Annotated in this window: 30 protein-coding genes; 12 read left to right on the plus strand and 18 right to left on the minus strand. The window is 37.5% G+C overall.

What is annotated here, in order from left to right; translation table 11 throughout:
* The first annotated feature begins 3 nt into the window (after window positions 1–3).
* The 3 genes from QUD79_RS13320 to QUD79_RS13330 are packed head-to-tail and all read left to right on the plus strand — an operon-like array spanning window position 4 to window position 4,020.
* Complete coding sequence (locus QUD79_RS13320) at window positions 4–447, plus strand: hypothetical protein (protein WP_221435102.1); 444 nt, start codon at window positions 4–6, stop codon at window positions 445–447.
* Window positions 447–2,678, plus strand: coding sequence for an ATP-dependent DNA helicase (locus QUD79_RS13325; RefSeq protein WP_184421209.1), 2,232 nt, complete (start codon window positions 447–449; stop codon window positions 2,676–2,678). Before QUD79_RS13320 ends, QUD79_RS13325 begins: the two co-directional genes overlap by 1 nt.
* Window positions 2,671–4,020 (plus strand): hypothetical protein, encoded by a 1,350-nt coding sequence (locus tag QUD79_RS13330; RefSeq protein ID WP_184421207.1) that lies wholly within the window; start codon window positions 2,671–2,673, stop codon window positions 4,018–4,020. Before QUD79_RS13325 ends, QUD79_RS13330 begins: the two co-directional genes overlap by 8 nt.
* On the opposite strand, the gene QUD79_RS13335 is transcribed toward QUD79_RS13330, so the two are convergent.
* Window positions 4,017–4,217, minus strand: coding sequence for a hypothetical protein (locus tag QUD79_RS13335; protein WP_184421205.1), 201 nt, complete (start codon window positions 4,215–4,217; stop codon window positions 4,017–4,019). The genes QUD79_RS13330 and QUD79_RS13335 overlap by 4 nt on opposite strands.
* A gap of 250 nt (window positions 4,218–4,467) precedes the next feature.
* Here QUD79_RS13335 and QUD79_RS13340 point away from each other — a divergent pair, with 250 nt between their 5' ends.
* The 4 genes from QUD79_RS13340 to QUD79_RS13355 all read left to right on the plus strand — a co-directional run bounded on the left by QUD79_RS13340 (window position 4,468) and on the right by QUD79_RS13355 (window position 5,834).
* Window positions 4,468–4,647 carry a hypothetical protein gene (locus tag QUD79_RS13340; protein ID WP_184421203.1) on the plus strand — a complete coding sequence of 60 codons (180 nt, stop codon included), beginning with the start codon at window positions 4,468–4,470 and terminating at the stop codon, window positions 4,645–4,647.
* 153 nt (window positions 4,648–4,800) lie between these two features.
* Entirely contained in the window at window positions 4,801–5,178 is a 378-nt protein-coding gene (locus QUD79_RS13345) for a MerR family transcriptional regulator (RefSeq protein ID WP_184421201.1), read from the plus strand.
* Window positions 5,179–5,238: 60 nt separating this feature from the next.
* A complete protein-coding gene (merC, locus tag QUD79_RS13350; protein ID WP_184421199.1) occupies window positions 5,239–5,628 on the plus strand; it encodes an organomercurial transporter MerC in 390 nt (129 codons plus the stop codon).
* Window positions 5,616–5,834 (plus strand): GDCCVxC domain-containing (seleno)protein, encoded by a 219-nt coding sequence (locus QUD79_RS13355; RefSeq protein ID WP_246454846.1) that lies wholly within the window; start codon window positions 5,616–5,618, stop codon window positions 5,832–5,834. Before merC ends, QUD79_RS13355 begins: the two co-directional genes overlap by 13 nt.
* Before the next feature lie 22 nt (window positions 5,835–5,856).
* Here the strand turns inward: QUD79_RS13355 and QUD79_RS13360 are convergent, their stop codons facing one another.
* The 11 genes from QUD79_RS13360 to QUD79_RS13410 all read right to left on the minus strand — a co-directional run bounded on the left by QUD79_RS13360 (window position 5,857) and on the right by QUD79_RS13410 (window position 15,218).
* The gene (locus tag QUD79_RS13360) at window positions 5,857–6,396 is read right to left on the minus strand and encodes a manganese efflux pump MntP (protein ID WP_184421848.1); all 540 of its coding nucleotides are present in this window, start codon (window positions 6,394–6,396) and stop codon (window positions 5,857–5,859) included.
* A 51-nt stretch (window positions 6,397–6,447) separates the two neighbouring features.
* The gene (gene qatD, locus QUD79_RS13365; RefSeq protein ID WP_184421196.1) at window positions 6,448–7,179 is read right to left on the minus strand and encodes a Qat anti-phage system TatD family nuclease QatD; all 732 of its coding nucleotides are present in this window, start codon (window positions 7,177–7,179) and stop codon (window positions 6,448–6,450) included.
* A complete protein-coding gene (gene qatC / locus QUD79_RS13370; RefSeq protein ID WP_246454845.1) occupies window positions 7,176–8,528 on the minus strand; it encodes a Qat anti-phage system QueC-like protein QatC in 1,353 nt (450 codons plus the stop codon). Before qatC ends, qatD begins: the two co-directional genes overlap by 4 nt.
* Complete coding sequence (locus QUD79_RS13375) at window positions 8,503–9,390, minus strand: Qat anti-phage system associated protein QatB (protein ID WP_184421194.1); 888 nt, start codon at window positions 9,388–9,390, stop codon at window positions 8,503–8,505. Before QUD79_RS13375 ends, qatC begins: the two co-directional genes overlap by 26 nt.
* Window position 9,391: 1 nt before the next feature.
* On the minus strand, window positions 9,392–11,152 hold the full coding sequence (locus tag QUD79_RS13380; protein WP_184421192.1) for a KAP family P-loop NTPase fold protein: 1,761 nt from the start codon (window positions 11,150–11,152) through the stop codon (window positions 9,392–9,394).
* 11 nt (window positions 11,153–11,163) lie between these two features.
* Window positions 11,164–11,739, minus strand: a complete 576-nt coding sequence (locus QUD79_RS13385; protein ID WP_184421190.1) for a recombinase family protein — start codon at window positions 11,737–11,739, stop codon at window positions 11,164–11,166.
* A gap of 95 nt (window positions 11,740–11,834) precedes the next feature.
* Window positions 11,835–12,350, minus strand: a complete 516-nt coding sequence (lspA, locus tag QUD79_RS13390) for a signal peptidase II (RefSeq protein WP_246454858.1) — start codon at window positions 12,348–12,350, stop codon at window positions 11,835–11,837.
* 5 nt (window positions 12,351–12,355) lie between these two features.
* Window positions 12,356–12,613, minus strand: a complete 258-nt coding sequence (locus QUD79_RS13395; RefSeq protein WP_184421186.1) for a hypothetical protein — start codon at window positions 12,611–12,613, stop codon at window positions 12,356–12,358.
* Window positions 12,614–12,944: 331 nt separating this feature from the next.
* On the minus strand, window positions 12,945–13,523 hold the full coding sequence (locus tag QUD79_RS13400; RefSeq protein ID WP_184421184.1) for a CBS domain-containing protein: 579 nt from the start codon (window positions 13,521–13,523) through the stop codon (window positions 12,945–12,947).
* Between the two features lie 50 nt (window positions 13,524–13,573).
* A complete protein-coding gene (locus QUD79_RS13405; RefSeq protein ID WP_184421174.1) occupies window positions 13,574–13,876 on the minus strand; it encodes a hypothetical protein in 303 nt (100 codons plus the stop codon).
* A gap of 16 nt (window positions 13,877–13,892) precedes the next feature.
* Window positions 13,893–15,218, minus strand: coding sequence for an ArsB/NhaD family transporter (locus QUD79_RS13410; protein ID WP_221435101.1), 1,326 nt, complete (start codon window positions 15,216–15,218; stop codon window positions 13,893–13,895).
* A gap of 204 nt (window positions 15,219–15,422) precedes the next feature.
* On the opposite strand from QUD79_RS13410, the gene QUD79_RS13415 reads away from it, so the two are divergent.
* The 5 genes from QUD79_RS13415 to QUD79_RS13435 all read left to right on the plus strand — a co-directional run bounded on the left by QUD79_RS13415 (window position 15,423) and on the right by QUD79_RS13435 (window position 19,571).
* On the plus strand, window positions 15,423–15,599 hold the full coding sequence (locus tag QUD79_RS13415) for a ribbon-helix-helix protein, CopG family (protein WP_184421172.1): 177 nt from the start codon (window positions 15,423–15,425) through the stop codon (window positions 15,597–15,599).
* A 29-nt stretch (window positions 15,600–15,628) separates the two neighbouring features.
* Window positions 15,629–16,000 (plus strand): diacylglycerol kinase, encoded by a 372-nt coding sequence (locus QUD79_RS13420; RefSeq protein WP_184421170.1) that lies wholly within the window; start codon window positions 15,629–15,631, stop codon window positions 15,998–16,000.
* A 69-nt stretch (window positions 16,001–16,069) separates the two neighbouring features.
* Window positions 16,070–16,369, plus strand: coding sequence for a c-type cytochrome (locus QUD79_RS13425; RefSeq protein WP_184421168.1), 300 nt, complete (start codon window positions 16,070–16,072; stop codon window positions 16,367–16,369).
* An 800-nt stretch (window positions 16,370–17,169) separates the two neighbouring features.
* On the plus strand, window positions 17,170–18,747 hold the full coding sequence (locus tag QUD79_RS13430; RefSeq protein WP_246454844.1) for an LTA synthase family protein: 1,578 nt from the start codon (window positions 17,170–17,172) through the stop codon (window positions 18,745–18,747).
* A 155-nt stretch (window positions 18,748–18,902) separates the two neighbouring features.
* Window positions 18,903–19,571: a cytochrome b/b6 domain-containing protein gene (locus QUD79_RS13435; RefSeq protein ID WP_246454843.1), complete on the plus strand. Its 669-nt coding sequence runs from the start codon at window positions 18,903–18,905 to the stop codon at window positions 19,569–19,571.
* A 111-nt stretch (window positions 19,572–19,682) separates the two neighbouring features.
* Here the strand turns inward: QUD79_RS13435 and QUD79_RS13440 are convergent, their stop codons facing one another.
* Genes QUD79_RS13440 through QUD79_RS13465 form a run of 6 tightly spaced genes read right to left on the minus strand, consistent with a single transcriptional unit; the run spans window position 19,683 to window position 23,759 of the window.
* Window positions 19,683–19,961 carry a hypothetical protein gene (locus QUD79_RS13440; RefSeq protein ID WP_184421165.1) on the minus strand — a complete coding sequence of 93 codons (279 nt, stop codon included), beginning with the start codon at window positions 19,959–19,961 and terminating at the stop codon, window positions 19,683–19,685.
* Between the two features lie 14 nt (window positions 19,962–19,975).
* Complete coding sequence (locus QUD79_RS13445; protein WP_184421163.1) at window positions 19,976–20,665, minus strand: hypothetical protein; 690 nt, start codon at window positions 20,663–20,665, stop codon at window positions 19,976–19,978.
* Window positions 20,662–21,456 carry an FTR1 family protein gene (locus tag QUD79_RS13450; protein WP_184421161.1) on the minus strand — a complete coding sequence of 265 codons (795 nt, stop codon included), beginning with the start codon at window positions 21,454–21,456 and terminating at the stop codon, window positions 20,662–20,664. Before QUD79_RS13450 ends, QUD79_RS13445 begins: the two co-directional genes overlap by 4 nt.
* A complete protein-coding gene (locus QUD79_RS13455; RefSeq protein ID WP_184421159.1) occupies window positions 21,446–21,796 on the minus strand; it encodes a cupredoxin domain-containing protein in 351 nt (116 codons plus the stop codon). The genes QUD79_RS13450 and QUD79_RS13455 overlap by 11 nt, the downstream gene beginning before the upstream one ends.
* The gene (locus QUD79_RS13460; protein ID WP_184421157.1) at window positions 21,786–23,099 is read right to left on the minus strand and encodes a sensor histidine kinase; all 1,314 of its coding nucleotides are present in this window, start codon (window positions 23,097–23,099) and stop codon (window positions 21,786–21,788) included. The genes QUD79_RS13455 and QUD79_RS13460 overlap by 11 nt, the downstream gene beginning before the upstream one ends.
* The gene (locus QUD79_RS13465) at window positions 23,100–23,759 is read right to left on the minus strand and encodes a response regulator transcription factor (RefSeq protein WP_184421155.1); all 660 of its coding nucleotides are present in this window, start codon (window positions 23,757–23,759) and stop codon (window positions 23,100–23,102) included.
* Between the last annotated feature and the right edge of the window lie 27 nt (window positions 23,760–23,786).

Below are 23,786 nucleotides of genomic sequence, written 5' to 3' on the forward strand. Positions count from 1 at the left end.
ATCATGGTGAATAAGCGCAGAAAATCTTCTCAGGATATCGGTAAACAGAATGCTAAAAAGATAGCAGATTGGGTAAAAACTTCGCCTGTTATCCCTTTGTATCAAGGTAGGGTAAACAAGACTCAAATTTTCAAGATGCATAATGTGCCTAAATCAACGCTTGATACGAATGAAGATCTACAAAAATTATTTGATCCTGATGGTCCAATAGAAAAGCTAGTTCAAAAACAAAAAGTGCTTGAGGTTGAGGTGCCTGATGATGTTGAAGAAGAAAGTTCCGCAAAAGAAAATATAGAAAATATGCTCTCCAATAGTGAGCTTGAATTGAAACTTAAGGCATTGGAGACCCAGCTTAACTCAATTCAAATAGATCTGGCTTCAGAAGAGTTTTTGTTGGCGACAGGTCGGTATATTCCAAAGCTTTACTTGGATGATGGTGACGTGTGATGCAAATAAGCAATATATCATTTCACGAAGATGTTAAGCAATTAACAGGCGTAGTCACTTTAGTTCGGCACCATACACAAGATAAACGTGGTATTTCATCTATATTTTTATTAAAGATTGCACGTGAAAAAATAGTCGTTAAGGCTGAATTCGGTACGATCACTTCAATCCCACAAACAGGGGAAATCTGGAGGGTGACTGGTGATTATTTCTTTGATAAAGAATATGGCTCACAGTTCATTGTTGATGAGGCTATAAAGCAGCACCCCAGCGCAGATATTTCAACAGATGTTCTTTGTGATTTTCTTATCTACAACGCTCATTTTGTCGGTATAAATAGCTATTGGACCAAGAAACTTAAGGTCGCTTTTGGTGAAGATTTAATTGCAGTTTTACAAAGTTACTCAGCTAAAAAGTTATCTAACTGTAAAAAGCTAAAAATCTCACCAGTTATGGCTCAAAATCTTTGTGATGGTTGGGCTAAGGCTGTTGGTGAAACTGAATTAAATCTATTTTTTGAACGACACAATTTACCAGTTGAGTATGTTGAAACGACTCGTCAGCTATTAGGACATGACGCAAGTAGCCTGATAAAAAAGAATCCATATCTGCTCTATCCTATAACCTCTGTAAATGCTGCAAAGCGGACATGGAAATCACTAGACAAAAAATTAAGAGCTAATTTTGATATCAATTTAAACGACAAGCGTAGAGCGATTTCGTTTATTGAATCAATACTGTATTCGTCATTCAGTAATAACGGTGATATGGCACTGCCTGCTAATGAAGTCAAAGCTGAGCTGAATGAGGCTGGTATTGTATTTGATTTAAATGAAATTGAAAAAAGCGCTTTTCAAACGCTTTGTTTCAACAAACAAAATAACACTATCCAAATCTTAGGTCATCAGGCGATTGAGAAGGCAATTAACACATTGCTTCACAAGCGTTTATCTATGACAAAGCAGCTATTTGATACAAATTCGTTGGCGTTTGACGAAACGTTGTCAATATTAGATCACAACAATGTTGTACTGAATCCTCTTCAGTTACAGGCATTAGGTAATGCCTTTAATCAACCAGTTTCTTTTATTGTCGGGGAAGCTGGAACAGGAAAGTCTTTGCTATCCCAGATCATCATTGATATATGCCTTAATAACGGTATTAACGTTTGGAAAGTTAACTCAGTTGTTTGTAATGGAGACGCTTTACTGCCTAATTTAAAGGGAGAGTCAATTAATCGCTTCATTTCACAGGCAAAAAAGCGAAACCTAAAAGGCGCATTGTCTGGGGCACTTATCCTGATAGAAAATTCAAATTCGGTTGATATGTTAACACTGTATAAACTTTTAAAGGTTATTCCTCTTAACGCTCACATTTGCTTTATTGGTGATAAATTTAAATTACCTCCTATAGGTCCGGGATCGTTTTTCAAACAGGCTGTTGAATTAAAAGATGAAGCCCTAACAGAGTTAATTGAAGTGAAAGGTGCCGAGTCCCAGTCTGATATCCAACGGCTGTATAGCTCTTTAATTGGTGGCGCTGCATCATCAGTATTTGATGCTATTCCTGCATTTGACGTGTCAGAAGAGCAAAGCCTAAGTATTTACCATACTGAAGATAAATATCACGAGATGCTTAGTACCATTACGACCAATATTTGGTTCGAATTGGCTTCAATGTTAAGTGATGTACCTAAGATCATTTGTTCTAACCCACAATTGTGCGATGACATAAATTCTCAGGTTCAGCGGATTCGTTTTGACCGGAAAAAAGTAGCAAAGCTAGAAATTGGTGAATCTGTTTTCTACGCAGGGGAACCTATTATTTTTGCTAAACCTAATAAATTTATTGATGTATCGGTTGGTACGTTGGCAAACATAGTAGAAGTTTACGAAAAGCCTGTCGTTGCATATGGGCGTGACTGTTGGATGAAAATAGAGATTGGCGGTGATTGTATCGATTTGTCTATAGAAGATATTGAAAGCATTGCTCTTTGTTATGCAATTACGGCGCACAAGGTTCAGGGTAATCAATTTAATCATTCCTTGGTTATTTTGGATAATTTCTATTTGATTGATAAATCATGGCTTTACACATGTATAAACGCATCTAAAGAGTCGATGTTATTTATCGGCAAGAGGAGTCAATTAATCAACACGGTTGATGCCACAGAGTTTAGCGCTAAAAGACATTGTGGTGTTCCGCTTAAACTGGAGGTTTCAGATGAGTAACGGTATTACTGAAACAAAGGTACGCTATGATCGTCGAGATCATTATGTTTACCAAGATATAAGCGGAGAGGTTCTTTGGGCACCGACAGATTTTATCATTGAGCTGGATAGAGATCCTAAAACTAAGCGTACTTATCGAAAGGCTATCAGACGATTATTTAAATTCTTAAACTCTGGCAAACATAAACTAAGCTGGCTTGAAATGAACGACTCACGGATGAGGGAATTTAGGGCATTCTGTTTAAATGAAACAACGGCAGATTCACGCTACAGAGGTAATGAAAACGTTGCCAAGCAAACTGTCAACAGTGATTTTTTGATGCCAATCTATAACTTTTATCATTGGGTACAAAAGCAAGGTACATATCACCCAAATATTCTTGGTTTTGATCCGGCCAATAAGTTTTCATATCAGATAACATCATCATTACTTTTGAAGGAAATTGCCGTATCTAGAAATGAAAAGCCAAATAATAATTCACTTTATCCAGAATTATATAGAGATTGTGATACCAGAAGTCGAAACAGAAAAGATGCAAGTGAGTATGAGCTAGAAGAACTAAATAATTACATAGTTAATGAATATCAGGGCTATGAGCGAGCGTCACTACTCTTAATTGCGCAGATCATGAATGAAACGGGTAGCCGCCCAATTTCTGTTAGTAGCTATCGTAGACTTCAATTTTCTAAAGAAATCATCGAAAGAGAATTCTTCCTCAACAAGCAAGATAGTTTATCAATTGTTCCAAAGCTGGCTAAGCAAGGAAATACCATGCCAGTGAGCTTTAGATTCTCTACGGTACTCGCTGTCAGGAATTTTATTGAGAATGATTTAGAAGAGTTTCTCACCAACATTGATACTGTCAACTACGATGGTCATTTGTTCATAGACCCCAACAACTATAAACCATTAACGGCGGAAAATATCAGCAAGGTCTTCAGTGAAATCACCACAGAACTTGGCTGGCCTAAAGGTAAATCGATATACTCATTACGCCATAAATTTTCAGGCGATAGCCTTGATAAGCATTTGGACGCTGCAATAGAGCTAGGCTTTAGTGCCAATGAAACCGCAATTGCACTTCAGATGGAAAAAGAGATGACCCATCGTAGCTCCGGCTCTCTAGAAGACTATATTTCGAGTCGTAAAAGAACGATGCAACAAACTGAATCTTTTAAGAAGTCATTAAAAATTAGTGAGCTAGAATCAGATAAAACTCGCCTTGAGTTAGAAAGGCAAAAAGCGATAGAAAGCGCAGAGCAAAAAGATGCAGAGAATCAGGCACTGTTATTAGAAATTCAAAAGCTACAAAGCCAACTAAAAGATGGCGATATTAATTAGTAAATATCTGAACCGGGGATCTCAAGATCTCCTAGATCACCAACCTGCGAATAAAAAGGATGAGTTTCAAATGTATATATTTTATCATCGGACTCGTTATCTTTCGAAACGGCATAGTCAAAGCTTGTAGTATCGGATTCTAATGAGTCGAGAACGTCACTAAGTTTTGGGTACTTGAATTCAAGTTTCTTATTCATCGTAAACCTCTATAGTTCGCCCTGAGTAGTTATAGTATAGAGTGAGGGTCATAGACTCTCCAGTTCAAATGCTAAGAAGTGGTGCTTACGATTGAGTTTTTGAAAAAGTAACCTATGAGAGGTTACTTTTGATAGGAGTACAAAATAGTAACCGTTGAAAGGTTATTATTTGGCGGCAAACAAAACCTATAGTAGATTTCAATTCTAGTTTTGGAGTTTTTTTGAATACGCAAGCTTAAGGCTATAATCAGTGAAAATAAAAAAGCCACACACGCTCAAGCAAGCTTTAGCAAATATGAAGCTCGAAAACTTGTCTCCATCTCCTGAAGTTAGTGTACTTCTGCAACAAGCATTAGTGGATGAGAACATTGACACAGAAGACATAATAAGCCTATTACGTGCTGCGCACCGTACTGATGAAGTACGTTAGTATACTGAATATTAATCGTCACGGTTAGCAATTACATAACCGTGACTGATAACATTCAATAGATAAAGTAATAATTGAGATAATTATTTCTTCTACATTAAGGTCAATTTTGAATACTGGTATAATGGCACTTATTGATTGAAGAGTCTGTTTATGAAAACCATAGGTAAGCTTGCCAAAGAACTTAAAATTAGCGTTGAAACCATCCGTTTCTATGAGCGCCAAGGTTTAATAGAACAGCCACCAAAACCAGAATCGGGTTATCGAAAGTATGACGAAACTCATGCCAGTCAACTCAAGTTTATCCTCAAAGCTAAAGCATTAGGATTTACGCTAAAAGAGATAGAATCACTGATGTCTTTAAGCAGTAATTGCGCTGAAGTTGAATCATTGGGATTACAAAAACTTCAACTTATACGAGATAAGATCAATGACTTACAACGGTTAGAGAAAGTAATTCAAGATATGACTGATTCTTGCAAGGCCAATCAAGACCCTCAATCCTGCCCGGTAATAAATTCACTTAAATAGCTATTGACCCCGTACTTATGTACGGAGTTTATACTACCTTAAAAATTGAGGTAAATAGTTATGATCAATAAAATTCTAGATAAAGTAGGTTCTGGTGGCGTTTGGCTAGCCGCCCTTAGCTGCACAGCATGTTTTCCTGCGCTCGGCTCATTGGCATCTGCTCTTGGATTAGGTTTTCTTTCACATTTTGAAGGGATAGCGGTTAACACCTTATTGCCATTATTTGCTTCACTAGCGTTGTTAGTTAATTTCTATAATTGGTATCAACATCGAGATTCATTGAGAGGAGTTTTAAGTGTCATTGGTCCAATTGCTGTATTGTTAACCCTGTACCCTTTGTGGCAATACAATTGGAGCACTTATCTATTTTATTTTGGGATCATCTGGATGGTCGTAATGTCTATTTTAGATATTGTTAAGCCCATTAAGGAAGCTGTATGCAAGGTATAGTGTTAGAATCGAAGATAACCTGTCCAGAGTGCGGTTTCAGTAAGGTTGAGACTATGCCTACAAATGCTTGCCAGTGGTACTACGAATGCGAAAGCTGTAAAACGTTGCTTAAACCGTTAAAAGGCGATTGTTGCGTTTATTGCTCTTATGGAACAGTTAAGTGCCCACCAATTCAAGAGGGCAGTGATTGTTGCTCAGGTAAGTAGCCTAGTATTCGGTGGTTCTGTGTCAACCAAGTAACATCTTAAATGCGATTGCAATTAACACTAAACCACCAAAAAGTTCTGCTTTAGATTCAAGCCATACGCCACTTTTTTCGCCGATATTCACTCCAATCCAGCTAAACGCAAACGTCGTGATGCCTATTATCAAGCAGGCTAAGAGTATATCTACTTCAAGCAAAGTGATTGCATAACCTGCGGCCATAGCATCAATACTAGTAGCAATGGCGAGAACAAGTAGCACCCGATGAGTAACTTTCGCAATATCTTCTTCAATTCCTTCGGATAGGGACTCATAAATCATTTTGCCACCGATAAATAATAGCAAGATAAAAGCTATCCAAGGTGCATAATCTTCAATCCAAGATGATAACCCTTTGCCGCTGTAATAGCCTAGAATAGGCATGAATCCTTGGAAAAAACCAAAGTAAGCAGCGGCTTTTAAAAAAAGCTTTTCAGCATTCACTACTTTTTTGGAACCTAAGCCTATGGATACTGCAAACGCGTCCATACTGAGTGCTATAGCTAATACAAATACTTCAAACAAAACGATTAAACCTGAATAAACTTGTTCTGAGATCACCTAACATATAATTCTTTACCCAACTGAAGTTAAACACCTAAGGTTTGCTGACAATCGCTCTATTACCGAAGCCTTATTTTTACACCAAATTTCAGCCAGATATTCAGTAACAGTGCCAACACTTGAGGGAAACAGAATATTCCCCGCCACTTTGGCAAAAGGTCCATCAGTTTCAAGTAAAACCCTATCTTGAGGTATCCACGATATTACTTTTTTGCCTCTAGCTGAGTTAATCATAGCTGGGCCAATAGAGAAGAAACAGCCTAACTCGACGGCTTCTAAAACTTGCTTCCTTGTTCCTAAAAACCAATGAAGAATGGAAGTACCAGCATTGGAGTGTAACTTAAGTTGTTCAAGTACTTGATCAGTCGCGTTAAGACTATGGATAGTTAGTATTTTGTCATCAAAGCCTTCACATTTCTTCAAAATATGTGTGAAAACCTCTAATTGATCATCCAAATAATCAGCGTAACCTTTTGAGCCATCCAGTCCAATTTCTCCAATATATCTAGTTCTATCAACTAGCTTATCGAATAGTGCTAATTCATTTTTTCTTAAATGAGCAAGTTGAGGGTGCAGCCCCAAAGCTGTTTTACAGTGCTTTATGTCACTTGTTAACTGAACAGTACCTTCAAAAGCTGAAGGTACTGTTGTTACTGATAGCACATAATAATTACTGCTTTTTATGTCGTTCAATACTTCTTGGTGATCAGGGTATAAGTCAACGTGGCAATGAAGATCCATCATGACGATTTATCCGCTTGGAGAAATAATTCAACCTCTGCCAATCCTCGCTTAATAGTTGATTCTAGTTTTTCTCGTATATCTTTATCTTGTGGTATTGGTCCTGACTTTCGAAGCCAAGAGCGATAATTATCAGTCTGTTTCAAACGAATAATGGCCGTTTGAACCGCTTGCAGATCATCACGAGTATCTTTTTCTTTGATAAGCCCTCTCAACCGCTTTGTCTTGTATGGCGCATCTTGTGTAAAACCTGCATGGAAAACTGACGTTCTTCGAATAAGACAAGGTACACAATGCCCACACTGTTTATGTTCTCTGTGCCAATGACTGCATGAAACACTCAGAGGAACTGCTTTTTCAATTGCGTCTTGATCAACACATTCCGCTAACATTTCACCTTTAGTTTTGAATTGATAGGGGTTTACAAATTTGACATGAAACCCAGTGTCTCTAAGCAAAGATTCAAGCCTGCTTAGAAAATTAGGATGAGTAGTTCTAGTACTATGGCTACCAATCCGTCTTCTGGTAAGCGGTGGATTTATAGAAATATAGCCATTCTCAGGGACGACAATAGTTTCAATACTGCTATCGCAATTAGCATTTCTTAAGGCTGATATACCAAGTACCGCCATAGCTAGGAAGTTGAAACTTCTTCCCCTCATGCTAATGTCAGTTTTACCTTCTAAATGCTTGATAATATGAGGAGACATTGAATAGGACAATTCGCCGAATGGCGGGGATAATAAATGCTTAATATCTTCCTGTTTCGCACCATCACCACGATAAGCGTGGCTAACTAAAAGAGGCTTTAAATCTGACTCTCCGTTTAAAATGTCAATTGCACCAACTGCGCTATCAAGACCACCAGAAAAAAGGCAAACAGAGTTGAGTCCAATTAGTGATTTTGCCTTGGTTTTCGCTTGTTCACTATTCTTAGGAGCTGGCATTGCCATAGTTGTTTTTTCAAACGTAAACTGCCATTGATCGCCTGTAAGAAAGTTGAGCAAAGAACTTAGTTCAGGCTCTACAAAATTCCACATATCCTCATCGGTAACAGGAACATGCAAATGCATTTTCCTAGCCCATGCATTTTCTGCATTATCCCTCAATTCAAACGTATCAGCGGCGGTAACGGCAGTTGCAATTGTTATCAGATCTATTGCATCAGCATCTACATTCAATCCTAAATCACGAACTGTTTGTAGTAATTGTTTTGACACTAAGCTGTGCTTAGTGATGTCATTTTGATGCGTATGGAACATCTGGACAGGATGACAATCGTCAGAAAAATCAGGCAAGTTAGCTGGGTCATGGTTAAAATAAAAGTTAGTCATCAAAGCTCTCCCATTCATCAACCGTCATAGCAATAGCATCGGCTTGAATTTTAGTAATATTTTCTTTGCTAATAGTACTGGGGTTGCCATTAGTTACTTTGTCTAACTGCTCTTGTGTGATCACTTTTATTAATTCCCTTAATTCAACTTCCATTTGATGATGCTTGCTTGCAGGCTCAACGTGAAACCAAGCTCTGCCCATTCCTTCTACAACATCTTGAAATATAAGATCTGTTAAATAACAGCCTATGGCTTCTTGGATAACTTCGTCGGTAAAACTGTTAGGATCAAATTCTTCAATATCGGGTAGCGCTTCTTCTAACGCGTAATCTAACGCAACTCTAACAGCATCCGAATCGGCATTATCAGGTGCTAAATGACTAGCAATTTTGTCAATTGCTTGGTCAGTCGATAACCCAGTTAAATCACCTAATGACAAGCTTTGATTATTAATCGTTACGGTGTCGCCACGCATGACACCAAGCAATCCAGAACCAGCAGTTATGCCACTTGCTAGTCTCCGACTGGTGCTTTTACCTCCGCCAGAGCCTTTTCTAGAGTAACTTTTTAATGAACGCCTTAGATCCGAAGTTGATCCACCTGTTTGAGCGTACTTACCAAATGCTCTTCTGGCACTGGCAAACCTATTTGGAGGCGGCGTTACTGTTGGCGAATCACCAATTTCTTGTTGAACCTTGTCATTGTCAATATCGTTGCTATTGTCATTCTGATCTCCAGCTTGATTATTGTCAGAGCCTATTTGATCATCCCCATCAGTACCTGATGCAGGTTCAACTGTGACGGGATCTCCTTGCTCTGCCCACGATGGAATTAACGGACTCTTGTTATTCGGTCCTGTTGACGATGCGGACGTACCCATATTACTTAGTTCCCTCTAGTTCTTTTAAAATTGGATTAAGCCACCTTTGGCGGGGCAAGCTTTTTAAAAATGTAAGAAGACTTAAGCAACATTTATCATCCTGCTTGGCAAGTAGCACCGCTCCATAAATGCCTGTAGGTCTTTCGGTCCAATCACCAATCAACTTAAAGTTTTCAATCAAACCATCCATGACTGACATGTATTCTTCCTTCGGAGTTGTGGTAATCGCAGTAGAGTTAACGCCACTAACCCTTACCTTTTGCTTCATTAATTCTTCTACGAGTTTTTGAGCAGCTCCCGACATTACCGCATTAACAGCGCCCATTGGAATGCTTTCTCGACTCAGGTACGCCGCCGGAGTCAAATCCATCTCAGTAAACATTGGAGGTAATTTTGACCATTTATCAATAAAAGCTAGGTCGAGTTTCCACTCTTCAGGTAACTTAATTTCGTCAAATTCGACTTCTGAATTTTCGAGATCTGCTAATACTTTTGGATATCCGTTTTCCTTATCAATTAATTCATAAAGCTTGTTGGTAGCCTGAGTACCTAAGCACCTCTCAAAAATCACCAGCTTAGTGATGGTTTTTTCATCTAGCTGCATTCCTCGACGGTGAGCTGTTTTCTTTCTCATCTTAACTTGATTGAGTAATCGTTTTACTATGCGAGGGTTGCCGTTAATGTTTGTAGATTCAGCCAATAATGGAGCTAACTGTTCAGCAACTACAAATTTACTTCTGAGTTCGGAATGCTTTTCAATCTCGTGATCTTGAAGTAGCTCATCAACGGTAATTTGTGGTTGTTTCCACGACAGCCTTAATGACTCTTCAAGGGCACATCTTATCGTTTCTAATTGCGCATCGGTAACGCCGTGGTCTTGAGCAGTAAGCATCATTAAATATGCCCTAATCTCAAGGACACCGGGTCTTGGTACATGCACAGGAATTTGAATAAGCTTGTCTAAATAATCAGTTTGATGTCGTTGAGATGCACCTTTGTGATACTCAGGCACTGCCAAGCGGATCATGTCCTCATCGGCAGCAATAACAAATGCAGTATTGGGTAAAAATAGAAATAACCTGATCGCCTCAAGGGTCGATATAGCATTAAATGGAGAGCAGCGATCTAAATTATCGACATAGACAATAAGTGGCTTATCAAACTCCTTTAACAGATCAGAATATGCCTTTCGGAATTCTTTAATTTCTTTAGGAGGTGAGAATGATTTCTTATCTTTGATCAAACCTTTGTTTTTCTTCGCGACATCCTTAGCGCCATCGACAGCACCTTTTACATCACCAATATCCAATTCACCATCGTCGCCACCACTGAATAGCCCCATAAACTTCTGTATGCCACCCATAGTTGGTATACCAGCTAATGCCGCACCGCCATCCATTAGTATCCCCATCAGCCTGATCTTATCTATACGTCCAGCAAACTCTTTTGCTTTTGCACTTAGATTTTTATCATCTGCTGCTTTTTTAACTAAAGTGGATGCAATTGTTTCTAGTAACGCCGCTTTAGCATCATCGTATCCTTGGAAAGTCCATGCATCGAAATGTACTTGGATATATTCTTGTTCATCACTTTCCAGAGATGCTTTGGTAAGTTCAAGAATCGTCGATTTTCCTGCGCCCCAATCACCAAAGACACCGATGCTAATAGGCATTAATTCCTTTTCAGTTATAAGATCTTTAATCGACTCAGCCGTTTCATTAAAATTTAAGAAGTCAATTTTTGATTCTTTATCAGACCACATAACATCTCCTTTTATTTATTATTTTTCTGTTCCATTCTTTCAATAGTTCGATGAACCGTAGGGCGGCTAACAGAATATTTCTTCGCTAATGCAGAAATCGATTCACCAGATAATTTATCTTTATATAGTTCTTTCGCTTCTTTGTCTGACAATGCAGGCAATCTGCCCATGTGTTTGCCTTTAGCTTTTGCTTCTTCGCGACCTTCTGCGGTTCTAGCTTTTATAAGATCCCGCTCAAGTTGAGCGAATACTCCACATAGGTTGATCATGGCGGTGGCAAACGGATTATCATTTTTGGTATTGAGAGAACCGTCAATAATATTTAAACAAGCACCTTTTTTGTGGATACTTTCAATTGCCTCAAGAATAGATTTTAACGACCGTCCCAAACGGTCGAGGCGAGTAACAATAACTTCATCACCTTCCCTGATAAAGTCGATGAGTTCCTTAAGCTTTTCTTCATTTCGAATCGAAGCACCAGACTGTTTGCCTTGGAATATTTTTTCACAGCCCTGAACGTCCAACTTGGACAGTTGAACATTCAAATCTTGTTCTTTAGTTGAAACTCTTGCAAAACCAACTTTCATATGTACGAAACCTGTAACTTTCGTACACCTTAACAATTAAATGAACGAAAGTCCATTAAATACATTTCGTACATGAACGAAATAAAATATCATTTTTAGTTCACTTTCATTGGACTTATGGTAGATGTTTGGCTTTTTATGTTTACGGAGAATGTGATTATGACCACACCAATGATTATAGCGATATCCGCAACATTAAAAATTCCTGTCCTAAAAGTACCAATACCCAAATTCATAAAATCCACTACAACACCGCCGTATTGCAAACGGTCATATAAGTTACTTACACCGCCAGATAGAATAAAAGTTAATCCAGCTAAATAATTCGGATGAGATCTTAAATTCGAAATGAGATGAATAGCTAAGCCAACTAAAAACACAACTACTAAGCCACTAAAAATCAGATACCTAAGCTCCTTTGGCAAGCCACTTCCTAAACTTAAAAAGGCTCCTGAATTTTCGGCATAGCTCAGTCGGAATACGTCGTAAAAATAATTATGTGTATCTTTCTCTGACAAGAATTCAATCGCCAAAAACTTTGTATATTGATCTAAAGAGATGACCAATATCGTCAAAAACAATAAATACAGTAATTTAAAATAAAGTTTCATACGTTTCACTTATACTGCCGCCCCAAAGAACAAATGACTTCAGTAAAGGCATCCACTTCTGAGTCCGCCTCATGACTTTTTCTGCTATGCTCCACATCCTCATGATAGATGATCATAGTGCACCTATAATTATGTTCTTCTAGCTTTTCAAAATTTACAACAACATGACTTTTCTTCTTGATTTGATTATCTATAAATCCTCGAAGCAAGCTTCGAAAGACTTCTATATTTGCTTTGGGGTAGTCTACATTGATTGTAATCATGTCAAACTCCAAGTCGTTATCAATTTAAATTTAAAACATCCTTGAGTGCCTTTAAAAAAGAGATTCTTTCACAGCCATCTATGGCAATACTAGTCCTACTCAACTCTCCAAATAAAAACAATCTGGCTATAATGTGAAAGCTCTCCGTCAACGGCTCATAAGAGCAAATGATTTCTAACTTAGTTGACTTACTATACAAACGATTCTTTAAGTTTCTTGCCAACTTTCGCAGCTCGTCGAGCTGACGACTTTTGTATTTTGTAACTATTACTAACATCAGAACTCCCCTGCATTGATTAGAATGCAAGGGAGTTTTGAGCAGAACAAAGCACTATGCAGCATTTTGATCAAGTGTGTTAACTGTTTCACTTATCAATTTAAAACTGACAGGCATATTAAGGTTAACGTTTAAATGAAGTGCTCTAGCGATATCGGAAGCTGATATCAATCCTCTGATTGTTGAGCCTTCATTATTTCTCACCAAAATATGTTGATCATTGGAACTTGCTAAGAACTGGATTAATGAACGTAAGCTCGCACTTTCAAGTGCTCGCCAATCAAGAGAATTCTGCACTGATTTAGTTTTCATGAAATCACTGACTCGAAGGTCTGCCCTTGAATCGCCAGATGCAACTTTTTTGATGATCTCTTGATTGTTTAAATCATTAAAACTTAACGTTCCAATAAACTGATCATTTTCGTCCAGTACCAACTTCAATTTTACGTGAGCCTTTTTCATTAAATATTCAGCTTCAACCGCTTTAGTATTGCTATCAATCACTAACGGTCTATTTTTTTGAAAATCAGTTACTATTTCAATTGCCTTACTTTGCAGAGACACTTGAGTTTGCTGAGTAGGCCATTCGATTTGTGACACGCGATCACATTTGTTTAAAGATAATTGAGTCATGTCTTTGTACCTTAATAAATTATTAAATTTGGGAAAAGCTCCCGTTTTGTTTAAGAGTACAAAGTTTTTGGTGGTGCTCTAATTGAGTAATGGCTTAACGCTATTTCTAGATGTGAAATAAAGAAAGTAAAGGGTTCAAAGCTTGCTTGCTTGGTTTTATGGGTAATGCTTTGCGACGATAAATACTTTTTCTCTGACTCTTCATTATCGATTGACTCGGAATCATTCGAAGTACAAACATTAATTGAGCTATCTAATTGCTGAAATTGCTGACCATAGCTAGCGCCTTGCGACCCTGTAAAGGTCGCAAGCACAAAATAGGTAAAAAATAAGCAACTAGAAATTAATTTCATTTATAGTCCTAATTGGTCACAAATCAACATACAAGAAATCGTAACCAAACCAAATAAAAATACTACACAGCACTAATGTTATAAGCATAGCTGGAGTACCTTTTTTTAGCCACAATCCCGGTGAAATGGCGTAATCAGGATTCCCAGTTTCTCTCGCTAATCGTTCAGAAATGGTGACTATGTAAACATTAGCTGTAGAACCAATATGGGAACCATTACCTCCCATTCCAACTCCCATAGCTAGTGCCCACCACATTACGCTAACATTCACGCCTTCGTTTTGTAAAGTTAGAAGAACTGGGATCATAGCGGCGGTAAAAGGAATATTATCAATCAGCGCAGACAGTATTGCTGCAACCCACAATAAAACCAATGCGGCAATAACAGGATGTTCTAGTATTAATGGCTTAAACATCGCGCCAAAGTGGTGTAGTAATCCAGAATGCTCGACGCCGCCTATAACGATAAATAATGAAATAAAAAACATTAAAAGTGGCGTTTCAATATGCTGAGTAACTTTTTCTAGGTCAATTGAACGCGTTATAAAAAGTAAAATAGTTAAAGACGCTGCCGCGACCATCCAAGGCTCCCAGCCAATATGATGATGAAAAACAAATAACACCACCATAAAACAAAGTACACCAATCGACTTATACCAAAGCTTTTTATTTTTATACTCTAGTTCTTGCTCAACAACGTTAGTCACAGCTTGCCCTAATTCTTTGCCAAACAAGAATTTCATCGAAAGTAGAATGCCGATCCAAGCCAGTAACACTGGAGGCCCCATGTGAATAATGAACGTATTGAAGTCAATACCAGCCGCTGAACCGATCATTAAGTTTGGCGGATCGCCCACTAAGGTTGCTACGCCACCTGTGTCTGATAACAAAGCCGCCGCTAGTAAATAAGGAATGGGGGATACATTCATATTTCGGCAAATAAGGATAATAAGTGGCCCAAAGATAATAACCGTTGTCACATTATCAAGAATCAATGACAACAGGGTCACTGCTGTGCCAAGCAGGACAATTAATTTGAATTGAGAGCCATTACTTAATTTAGCTAGATAAGAAGCCAAATGCTCAAAACCGCCTGTCGTCATCATTATCGAAACAATGATCATCATAATCGCTAGTAAAAATACTACGTTCCAATCAATGGCTTCTAGGGCAAGTTCTGGAGAGTAAAACCCAAGTACTTGCCCCGCAATAATAATGGCTCCAGCACCAGCCATTGCAAACTTAGCTCTATGTATGCCATGAAAGTGTTCAGTAAAAATACCGAAGAATGTTAAAAACAAAATCGCAGCCGAAACCACCATTGGGATAGATAAATCGAGCACCGTAATTTCTCCTATAAGCTTCAGTGCAAATCACAATGACAAAATACCATTGAAATATAATTTGATGTAAGTTTTATTATAATGACATTGTAACTATATTGTAATTTTATTTTTATTTTCAACCCTTGATAAGTAACTTTGTTAGCTTCTACTAATGAGAAAACGTTATAATCAAATGATAATAACCATTAACGAGTGACAGACATGGAAAACAGAACTGCTAGATTGACGATTTTAATAGACCCTAAAAAGAAAAAAGCTTTAGAAGAGCTTTGTGTGCTAGAAGATATGAATTCATCTCAAAAAGTAAGGCAGCTTATTCGTGAATATATTCAATCTAAGCTTGGTGATGATTGGCGTGAAAAAGTGCTTTCGGAATAAAACAGAGAATTGGGAGTTATTAGGTTGCAATGACTAGCGAATTAGGATTCACCAAAACACGAGGATTAAAACGTGTTTTTTTAGCTTTTGGTAACTCAGTCAGGGCATTGAAGTGGCTGGTAAAAAATGAAGCTGCTTTTAGGCAAGAATTATTGCTATTAATAGCCTGTATTCCCATAACGTTTGTTTTTGAGATTACCGCCTCTGAGCGCTTAATATTGCTGACATCTGTGGTGTTTATTATTTTTACTGAAATAGTAAACACCGCAATTGAAACCGTTGTTGATAGAGTCGGAACAGAAATCCATCCGCTGTCAGGCTTAGCGAAAGATTTGGGATCTGCTGCTGTCATGATTAGCTTTATCATGGCGGTTTTAATTTGGTTAGTAGTTTTGATTTGATATTTTCTCCTTAAGGTTACCTTAAGGTATTAGCGCTATAAATTGATTTAAACATTTTGGAGAAACTCTATGAAATCTCAATTAATATGCTCTTTAATTTTATCTTTACTAGCATTTGGTGCTTTGGCTAATCCAAATGCTGCTAAACAGAAGTCAGCCGCTTGCGTTGCGTGTCATGGTGCTACAGGAGTTTCCACGATTCCTATGTACCCTAATTTAGCGGGTCAAAAGGCTGCATACCTTGAAAAACAACTTAAAGCCTTCAAAAGTGGCGATAGAACAGATCCAACAATGAACGCAATGGCAAAAAACTTATCTGATGCAGATATAAAGTTACTTGCCGAATATTTTTCAAAGATGAAGCGTTAAGTCTTCCTGAATTTTCATCCAATAAGTAACAGAGTAATCCTATGATCTCCAAGGTACATATATTATGGTTTTCAACTTTTTCAATTTTGACTTCTATAATCTCGATGTACCGCTTTTATATCCTAAATAAAAGAAAGCTACCTGCAACAACTACCTTTAGTTTAGTGATGAGTATTGCTGTTGGGGTAATAACTGCTTTCTTTTGCTTCCTTGTTTTTATTAATAAAGGCGAGGTTGCTATGTATTTGTTAACTTTTTCATTTAGTTTTATCACGATCCCCTCATTTTTATCGCTCCTATATTGGCTACTCCCTAAATGATTTAATAAGAAGAGGTAGCTTAAGCTTTTCTTAAGGTTTGTCGGTTAGTTTTACTGCTAAATAGACATCAGTAGTAGAATATCTGTGATAAACCAACTTAAATTACTCACAACACAATTAATCATTTTTAGCCTATTTATATTGGCAACATTAAGTATATTTAGGCTCGGCTTTACTCTTTGGCAACTAGAGCATTTTACTACTTACCAAGATATAGCCATGACTCTTACTAATGGTTTCAGGATTGACTTAAGCAGTATCGGCTACTTGCTTATATTGCCCGTGCTTATTCATAGCGTTTCACAACACCTTCCAAGATTTAATAAGCACTTTCGTATTATTTTTATGGCCTACTTCGCAATTATTCTTACTTCTATTTTTTTACTCGAATTGGCAACCCCACCCTTTATAAACGAATATGGGTTACGACCAAATCGGCTATTTATTGAATACCTCATATACCCAAAGGAGGTGGCTAGCATGTTAGTCAGCGGACATTGGGATGAGCTTATTATTGTTACTATTTCACTAATATTAATTTCGAAATTTATTATTTTCCCTATTGCTAAAAAACTTGCCAATGGTTTTACCCTAGAAACAAAGCTTTCATCATTATCAAAAGTATCTGCCTCTATTTTATTCATATTACTATCCGCAATATTTGCTAGAGGAACATTTGACCATCGCCCAATAAACCCTTCTTTTGTTTATTTCTCTACAGATCCGTTAGTCAACTCACTTACCTTAAATTCTAGCTACAGTGTAGCCCATGCCATTAAAGCAATCGGAAATGAAAAAAGTGCAGCAAAAATATATGGCAAAATGGATGAAGATAAAGTGATTTCAATCGTGAGAAATGAAACGGGCCTAAAGAGCGAAAATTTCTACAACGAAAGTAAACCGACTCAAGCCATTCGTCAGCCTACTTATCACGGTAAGCCGAAAAACCTAGTCATAATCTTAGAAGAAAGTTTGGGCGCACAATATGTGTCAGAACTGGACGGGCTTGAACTAACACCTAACATCGATAAGTTATATAACGAAGGCTGGGGATTTAAACAACTATACGCCACTGGTACACGCTCGGTAAGAGGTGTTGAAGCCGTTATCACTGGCTTTACCCCAACACCAGCACGTGCTGTGGTTAAACTAGACAAGTCACAAAAGAATTTCTTTACCATTGCCAATCTACTTAAAGATAACGGCTATAACACTCAATTTATTTATGGCGGAGAAAGCCACTTTGACAATATGAAGAGCTTTTTCTTAGGTAATGGATTTACCGATATAGTCGATTTTGACGATATTGAAGAGACTGCTTTTGTCGGTTCATGGGGAGCAAGTGATGAAGATCTTTTCAAACAAACAGATAAAGAATTGTTAAAACTCCATAAACAGGGAAAGCCATTTTTTAGTTTTATTTTTAGCTCCAGTAATCATGATCCGTTTGAGATTCCGCAAGATGTTATTTCTCCCATTAATTACTCGAAGGAACAACTTTTAAAATACGATGGTAAAGAGTTGCTAAGACATAAAGCTATTCAATATGCTGATTATGCTTTAGGTGAGTTTATAAGTAAGGCGAAGTCACAACCCTATTGGCAAGATACCGTTTTTTTAATTGTGGCTGATCACGATGCGAGAGTTATGGGAAAAAACTTGGTGCCCATTAACAACTTTCATATACCTGCCGTAATCTTAAATAGTACACACTTGCCAGCAAAAGACGACCGAATCGTCAGCCAAATTGATTTGGCTCCCACAGTATTATCTTTAATCGGGGTTGCAAACGACTCGCCAATGATAGGGCAAGATTTAACCAACGAGAATATTCATCAACGTGCGATGATGCAATATGCAAGTAATTTCGCATATCTAACAGAGGCAGGGGCCACGATCTTACGTCCCAATAAACCTGCCTTAGGGTTCAGTTATGATCCAACCTCAATGTCATTGCAGCCTAGACAAAGTTCTGTTCAAGAAAACGAAACAGCACTTGCACACGCACTTTGGGGTAGCGTGGCTTTCAAAAACAATTGGTTCTCTTATAATAATTAACCAATCAATGTTGATTTGGTACATTTGCCCTATGCTTATTAATCACATGCCCGATGAAAAATCTTTAAATAATCATTAACATTAATAGTGGGGTAAGAAAACAATAGGTCAAGCAACCTATTAACCATTGCATGTACCCCAAAAGGAGAAATGTAATGAATAAAACTAAAGTACTTACTTATGTGTGGCCTAGAAGCATCAGGCTTTTTCATTGGATAAATGTCATCACAATTAGCTTACTAATAGTGATTGGCTTAATTATCTTTAATAGTAAAACACTTGGTGTAACGGTAGACGCCAAAATATTACTTAAAACCATACATATTTCGATTGGTTATATTTTTGCCATCAACCTAATTATTCGGCTTGTCATAGGCTTTATAGGCACATCGAATGAAAAGTGGTCACGTACTCTGCCATTTATGAAAGGGTATAAAAAAGAACTCACAGAGTTCAGGAGATCTCCAAAACAGGCTTACACAGGCCATAACCCGCTAGGTAAGCTCATGGTGCTAGCCTTGCTGATTGCAATGATAATTCAAATGGCGACGGGATTAATATTAGCAGGGACTGACATCTACTATCCTCCATTAGGGCAACACTTCGCTAAAAGCATTGCAGTTAACGAAACTCAACTTGACGCAATCAAACCTTATTCAAAGGTTAATGTTGATGATGAACGTTATAAGCAACTTAGAGAATTTCGTTCTCCTATTATTACAACTCATTTATACGCATTTTATGCCTTATTAGTACTAATTCCATTGCATATTCTGGGTGTTTTGGTGAGCGACGAGAAAAGTCTGGGTTGGTTTCTGCAATGATTAATGGGTATAAGTTTTTACCGAAAGATTCGGGTAATAGTTAAGCTTAATTTAAGCTTTTTGGTTTAGGCAGCGCTATATCGATGTCAGACTTTCAAATTATTGCAATAATTACTCATTCATATTTAAAAAAGGACGCATAAAAACAAAAGCTAAAAGTGGGATAATTAATGTATCAGCGACAAGCTTCACTGCAAGTGAATCTCCAATAAGTAGATCGATAAGTATGCCAGCAAAGGTTCCAAATATTACTGTTAACTCAAATAACATTTCATGCTTTATGTAAGCTTGTTTTAACGTCATTGCTCTATTTTTGTATCGTACTTTACATAATAAAAGTGAGGAAAATACAGCCACCATCATAGCAAATATGATTACGCTTAAATGCACAATTTCATCCTCGTTTAAAATTCATACTCTAATGCCAACCTAAAGCTGTGATCTTTACCTGATTGAGATATTTCAGAAATAAAGCCAGCTTCCCACTTCACTTGCTTTTGTCTATCGATTCTATAAATGCCCATAAATGCTGGCCCTATCCCAAAGAACTCCTCTCCGCTGTATATTTCAATTGCAGGTTGTAATTCCGGCATCCAGCGGTAGCGATATTTTAATCGGAACTCGGTTTCAAACTCTTCTTCTAGGTTTTCACCCCATTCGTAAACGACAAACGCATTCATTGTTAAGCTAGTTTGGCCAAATTCTTTCTCAAAAAGCACACCTGTTGTAAATTCCCAATCATCTGATTGATGCAATTTTTCAAGCTCAAATAGCATTCCCCAGTCAGCCCATTGTTCCCCTTGCTCGGTTACCATCCAACGCAGTTCTACCTCATAGGCTTGTAGTCCAAAGTCTTCAGTTTCCGTTTTTTCACCAACCAAATAAGCTTCTAGCATTAAAGACTCATTTAAAGATTTACCAAACGCTACCCTTTGACCAAGTAAGTTTCCATCGTCAGTTTGTCTTGACAACAAACGCCATTCAAATTCCGTTTCATTTGGCAGCACATAAGGGTGATAAACTTTATCGACGACAATACCGTCAGCCAATACTTGTGAACAAAATAATAAGGCGAAGATCGACAATATTCTCATTTTTCGTTCCTCACAATAGGTGTATTTGTAGGATTTAGCTTCTTAGCTGGCAAAATTATTACCATCAATGTAATCACTACACTGGCGAAATAAGTCACTACATATTCTGCCGTTGGTGCGGCCTTATAGCCAATTAATGTATTGAGTAAATAACCATACTCTGATGCATCAGCAACAAAGTTTGAGATGTCCCATAACGTACTGCTAGTGCTTACCAAATCGATTTGCTGGAGAAGGTAAACATTTTGAGTTGCAAAACCTGCCAGATATAACACCCAAAAAAAGTGCTTCAGACAGCTAATATTTGCTAACGAGCTTCTTAAAAAAATAGTAAGCAAAATACTAAAGCTTAAGCAGATTCCAAGCCCAAAGAATCCACCAATGAACATGCTTATAAATGTTTGGTTACTAGAAACCATTGCTGAGAGATAGATAAAAAATTCGCATAGATTTGCGGCTGTAAATAAAGTGATCGCCACTATGAGTAAATATCTTAAAACAGCATTCAGTGTTGATTGTTTACTTAGTAATGGAGTTACTGCTAATAAACTTATGTAAACTATGCTATTGGTCAAGCAGTAAAATACTTCGATACCATCACCATTAAATAACTCGCCAATATTTTCAATTTGAGTATATATAAGTAGAACCGAAAAAATTATCCCTCCTGCATAAAAACTCAAATCTAATTTACTTGCTTTGATATCAGGAATTATCCCAACAATGAAAGACAGCAATACAAAAATTGGTAAAATATCTTTAATAAAAAGAAGCACAGTATTAATTAACATTGCTATCCTCCACAATAACAATCCCTCTTGCAGTTTTTGGGAAGTATTCACCAAAGTATTCATATCGACCAGCAGGTAATGGGCCAATAAAAATACGCCCTTTCTTGTTTGGGAAAATTACTTTTTCCCTGTTTAGATCAAAGCTATCGAACTCTTCTATTGAATCATCTTCGTTATGAATGATTAGCTTTACTTTCGTATTAGCAGGAATAGTAATTTGTGAAGGTGTAAACACATGGTCTTTCAGGGTTATATGGAACTCCAAAGGTTTAGACCACACACTAAATGCAGCCCAAAGAGAAACAGAAAGTACAATTATTTTTGTCAATCTAGCCTGCATCGATATTCCCAATATCTAAATGTGGCAATACGATATCAACTCTTAAACCGCCAAGTGATGAACGCCCTAAAGTGACATTTCCTTTATGCAAAGCAACGATATGACTGACTATCGATAGCCCCAAACCACTTCCTGTTTGCTCATGATGTTTGACCCGATAAAACCGTTGCATAACTTTATCTAACTGATCTTCATGAATACCGGGGCCAGAGTCTTCAACTGATATTGTAATATTATCCCGATTTCTAGTTGCTGATATTAGAATTTCAGCACCTATACCGCTGTACTTGATGGCATTTTTTATCAAGTTGTCAAATAGCGTTTCCAATGAAAATTTATCAGCGAAAATGCTCATTGAAGTCGCATTTAATGAAACTGACTGGCCTTGTGAGTCGATTTTACTGAAATTACTCGCAATGACTTCTTGGAGGAGGTTGCTAATATTAAATTGTGTTTTCTTTGCGTCAAAGTTCTCAGGTGTAGTCCGGTTAAGAGCGATCACTTGTTCAATGACATGTGCCATTCTTTCGGTATTAGCTGTTAGGTCATCAATATTTTGCTCTTTAATACTTTCTGCTTCAAATGCTATTTTAAGGTTGTGAGCATTGAGTTTTAGCACACTAATAGGCGTTCTTAGTTCATGTGCTGCATTACTGGCTAGACTTTTTTCCCGCTCAAATGCGGCATTAAGCCTCTCTAGTAAACCATTGATGGTATTTTGAATTGGCTCTAAATCTGTTGTATTTGCTTCGATATTTATAGGTGTTAAATCTGATGCATCTTTCTGCATAACGCTTTCTGAAAGTGTTCTAATGGGTGACAAAGCCTTATTAACAGCAGAGTATACAATTAAGCCAATAATAGGAATAACAATGACAATAGGTAAAACAGCCTCTAGTAAAACCTCTTCAATTGACTCAATTCGCTGCGGCATCGGTTGTGCAACAATAACATGTGAGTGCTCGTCAAGTAGAGAGAAATAGCGCCAGTGGTTACCCAAAAAACTTCTATAACCAAATTCCTCAGTTGAGTTCGCTATTTTTTGACTAGGGGCATTTTTACTTTTAACTATGAGCTTATCTGCTTTCCAAATTTGAAAAGCAAATGATGAATGTGTATCAACGTCAAAATCACTTGGCGCTATTGGGCTATTTTTCAAGGTAAAAGCAATTGAGCGCATTTCGCCATCGAATACAAAGTTTAGCTTTTGGTTACTCGCTTTAAAGCCTTGCAACGCGGCACTAAATGTTGCTAGTACAATTGAAGATAAAATAACAATTAACAAATAGCGTTTAATTGTCATCTAATTTTTGCTCACTACGTAGCCGACACCTCGAACCGTTTTTATAAATTCCGGCGGTAATTTTTTTCTCACGTTACTGATGTGAACTTCAATGGTATTGGAGGCAACTTCTTCCCCCCATTCGTAAAGCTTATTTTCTAACTGCTCTTTAGATTGTATACGACCAATATTTTCCATTAATGATTTGACGATCATATACTCTCGACGCGAAAAACCTATAGGCTGTTGGTTAACTTCCAGCGTGTGAGATTGCGTATCAAGTGATACTGCCTTATGTGAGATAATCGAAGAGGAATTCGTCCCAGCTCGGCGCTCAATGACTCTTAATCGTGCCAATAACTCTGGCATACTAAATGGTTTAGCTAAGTAATCATCAGCCCCTAAATCTAACCCTTTGACCTTGCTTTCAACACCATCTCTGGCTGTTAAAATCAATACAGGTGTTACTTTTCTAGATGTTTTCAAAGACTTGAGCACGTCAAGACCATCAATGTCGGGCAAGCCAAGATCAAGCACTACGCAATCATAAGGATTTGTTTTATTTGCTGTTACGGCATCGGAGCCATTTGAGACATGATCGATACTATAACCTTCATGTCTCAAAGACTCTTTTAATCCGTTAGCTAATTGATTATCGTCTTCGACTAACAGTACTCTCATCAAACCTCTTTTTCTTTTAAATAAGCC

Source organism: Thalassotalea piscium, assembly GCF_030295935.1.
GTDB classification, from domain to species: domain Bacteria; phylum Pseudomonadota; class Gammaproteobacteria; order Enterobacterales; family Alteromonadaceae; genus Thalassotalea_B; species Thalassotalea_B piscium.

Coding starts and splice junctions, on each gene's coding strand:
- QUD79_RS13435 (WP_246454843.1), top strand. CDS start 18,903: ATGAATAAAACTAAAGTACTTACTTATGTGTGGCCTAGAAGCATCAGG.
- qatC (WP_246454845.1), bottom strand. CDS start 8,528: ATGAATGGGAGAGCTTTGATGACTAACTTTTATTTTAACCATGACCCA.
- QUD79_RS13320 (WP_221435102.1), top strand. CDS start 4: ATGGTGAATAAGCGCAGAAAATCTTCTCAGGATATCGGTAAACAGAAT.
- QUD79_RS13415 (WP_184421172.1), top strand. CDS start 15,423: ATGGAAAACAGAACTGCTAGATTGACGATTTTAATAGACCCTAAAAAG.
- QUD79_RS13400 (WP_184421184.1), bottom strand. CDS start 13,523: ATGACTCAATTATCTTTAAACAAATGTGATCGCGTGTCACAAATCGAA.
- QUD79_RS13465 (WP_184421155.1), bottom strand. CDS start 23,759: ATGAGAGTACTGTTAGTCGAAGACGATAATCAATTAGCTAACGGATTA.
- lspA (WP_246454858.1), bottom strand. CDS start 12,350: ATGAAACTTTATTTTAAATTACTGTATTTATTGTTTTTGACGATATTG.
- QUD79_RS13445 (WP_184421163.1), bottom strand. CDS start 20,665: ATGAGAATATTGTCGATCTTCGCCTTATTATTTTGTTCACAAGTATTG.
- QUD79_RS13330 (WP_184421207.1), top strand. CDS start 2,671: ATGAGTAACGGTATTACTGAAACAAAGGTACGCTATGATCGTCGAGAT.
- QUD79_RS13380 (WP_184421192.1), bottom strand. CDS start 11,152: ATGTGGTCTGATAAAGAATCAAAAATTGACTTCTTAAATTTTAATGAA.
- QUD79_RS13420 (WP_184421170.1), top strand. CDS start 15,629: ATGACTAGCGAATTAGGATTCACCAAAACACGAGGATTAAAACGTGTT.
- QUD79_RS13460 (WP_184421157.1), bottom strand. CDS start 23,099: ATGACAATTAAACGCTATTTGTTAATTGTTATTTTATCTTCAATTGTA.
- QUD79_RS13345 (WP_184421201.1), top strand. CDS start 4,801: ATGAAAACCATAGGTAAGCTTGCCAAAGAACTTAAAATTAGCGTTGAA.
- QUD79_RS13425 (WP_184421168.1), top strand. CDS start 16,070: ATGAAATCTCAATTAATATGCTCTTTAATTTTATCTTTACTAGCATTT.
- QUD79_RS13430 (WP_246454844.1), top strand. CDS start 17,170: ATGTTAGTCAGCGGACATTGGGATGAGCTTATTATTGTTACTATTTCA.
- QUD79_RS13325 (WP_184421209.1), top strand. CDS start 447: ATGCAAATAAGCAATATATCATTTCACGAAGATGTTAAGCAATTAACA.
- QUD79_RS13385 (WP_184421190.1), bottom strand. CDS start 11,739: ATGAAAGTTGGTTTTGCAAGAGTTTCAACTAAAGAACAAGATTTGAAT.
- merC (WP_184421199.1), top strand. CDS start 5,239: ATGATCAATAAAATTCTAGATAAAGTAGGTTCTGGTGGCGTTTGGCTA.
- QUD79_RS13450 (WP_184421161.1), bottom strand. CDS start 21,456: ATGTTAATTAATACTGTGCTTCTTTTTATTAAAGATATTTTACCAATT.
- qatD (WP_184421196.1), bottom strand. CDS start 7,179: ATGATGGATCTTCATTGCCACGTTGACTTATACCCTGATCACCAAGAA.
- QUD79_RS13395 (WP_184421186.1), bottom strand. CDS start 12,613: ATGATTACAATCAATGTAGACTACCCCAAAGCAAATATAGAAGTCTTT.
- QUD79_RS13335 (WP_184421205.1), bottom strand. CDS start 4,217: ATGAATAAGAAACTTGAATTCAAGTACCCAAAACTTAGTGACGTTCTC.
- QUD79_RS13455 (WP_184421159.1), bottom strand. CDS start 21,796: ATGCAGGCTAGATTGACAAAAATAATTGTACTTTCTGTTTCTCTTTGG.
- QUD79_RS13375 (WP_184421194.1), bottom strand. CDS start 9,390: ATGGGTACGTCCGCATCGTCAACAGGACCGAATAACAAGAGTCCGTTA.
- QUD79_RS13355 (WP_246454846.1), top strand. CDS start 5,616: ATGCAAGGTATAGTGTTAGAATCGAAGATAACCTGTCCAGAGTGCGGT.
- QUD79_RS13405 (WP_184421174.1), bottom strand. CDS start 13,876: ATGAAATTAATTTCTAGTTGCTTATTTTTTACCTATTTTGTGCTTGCG.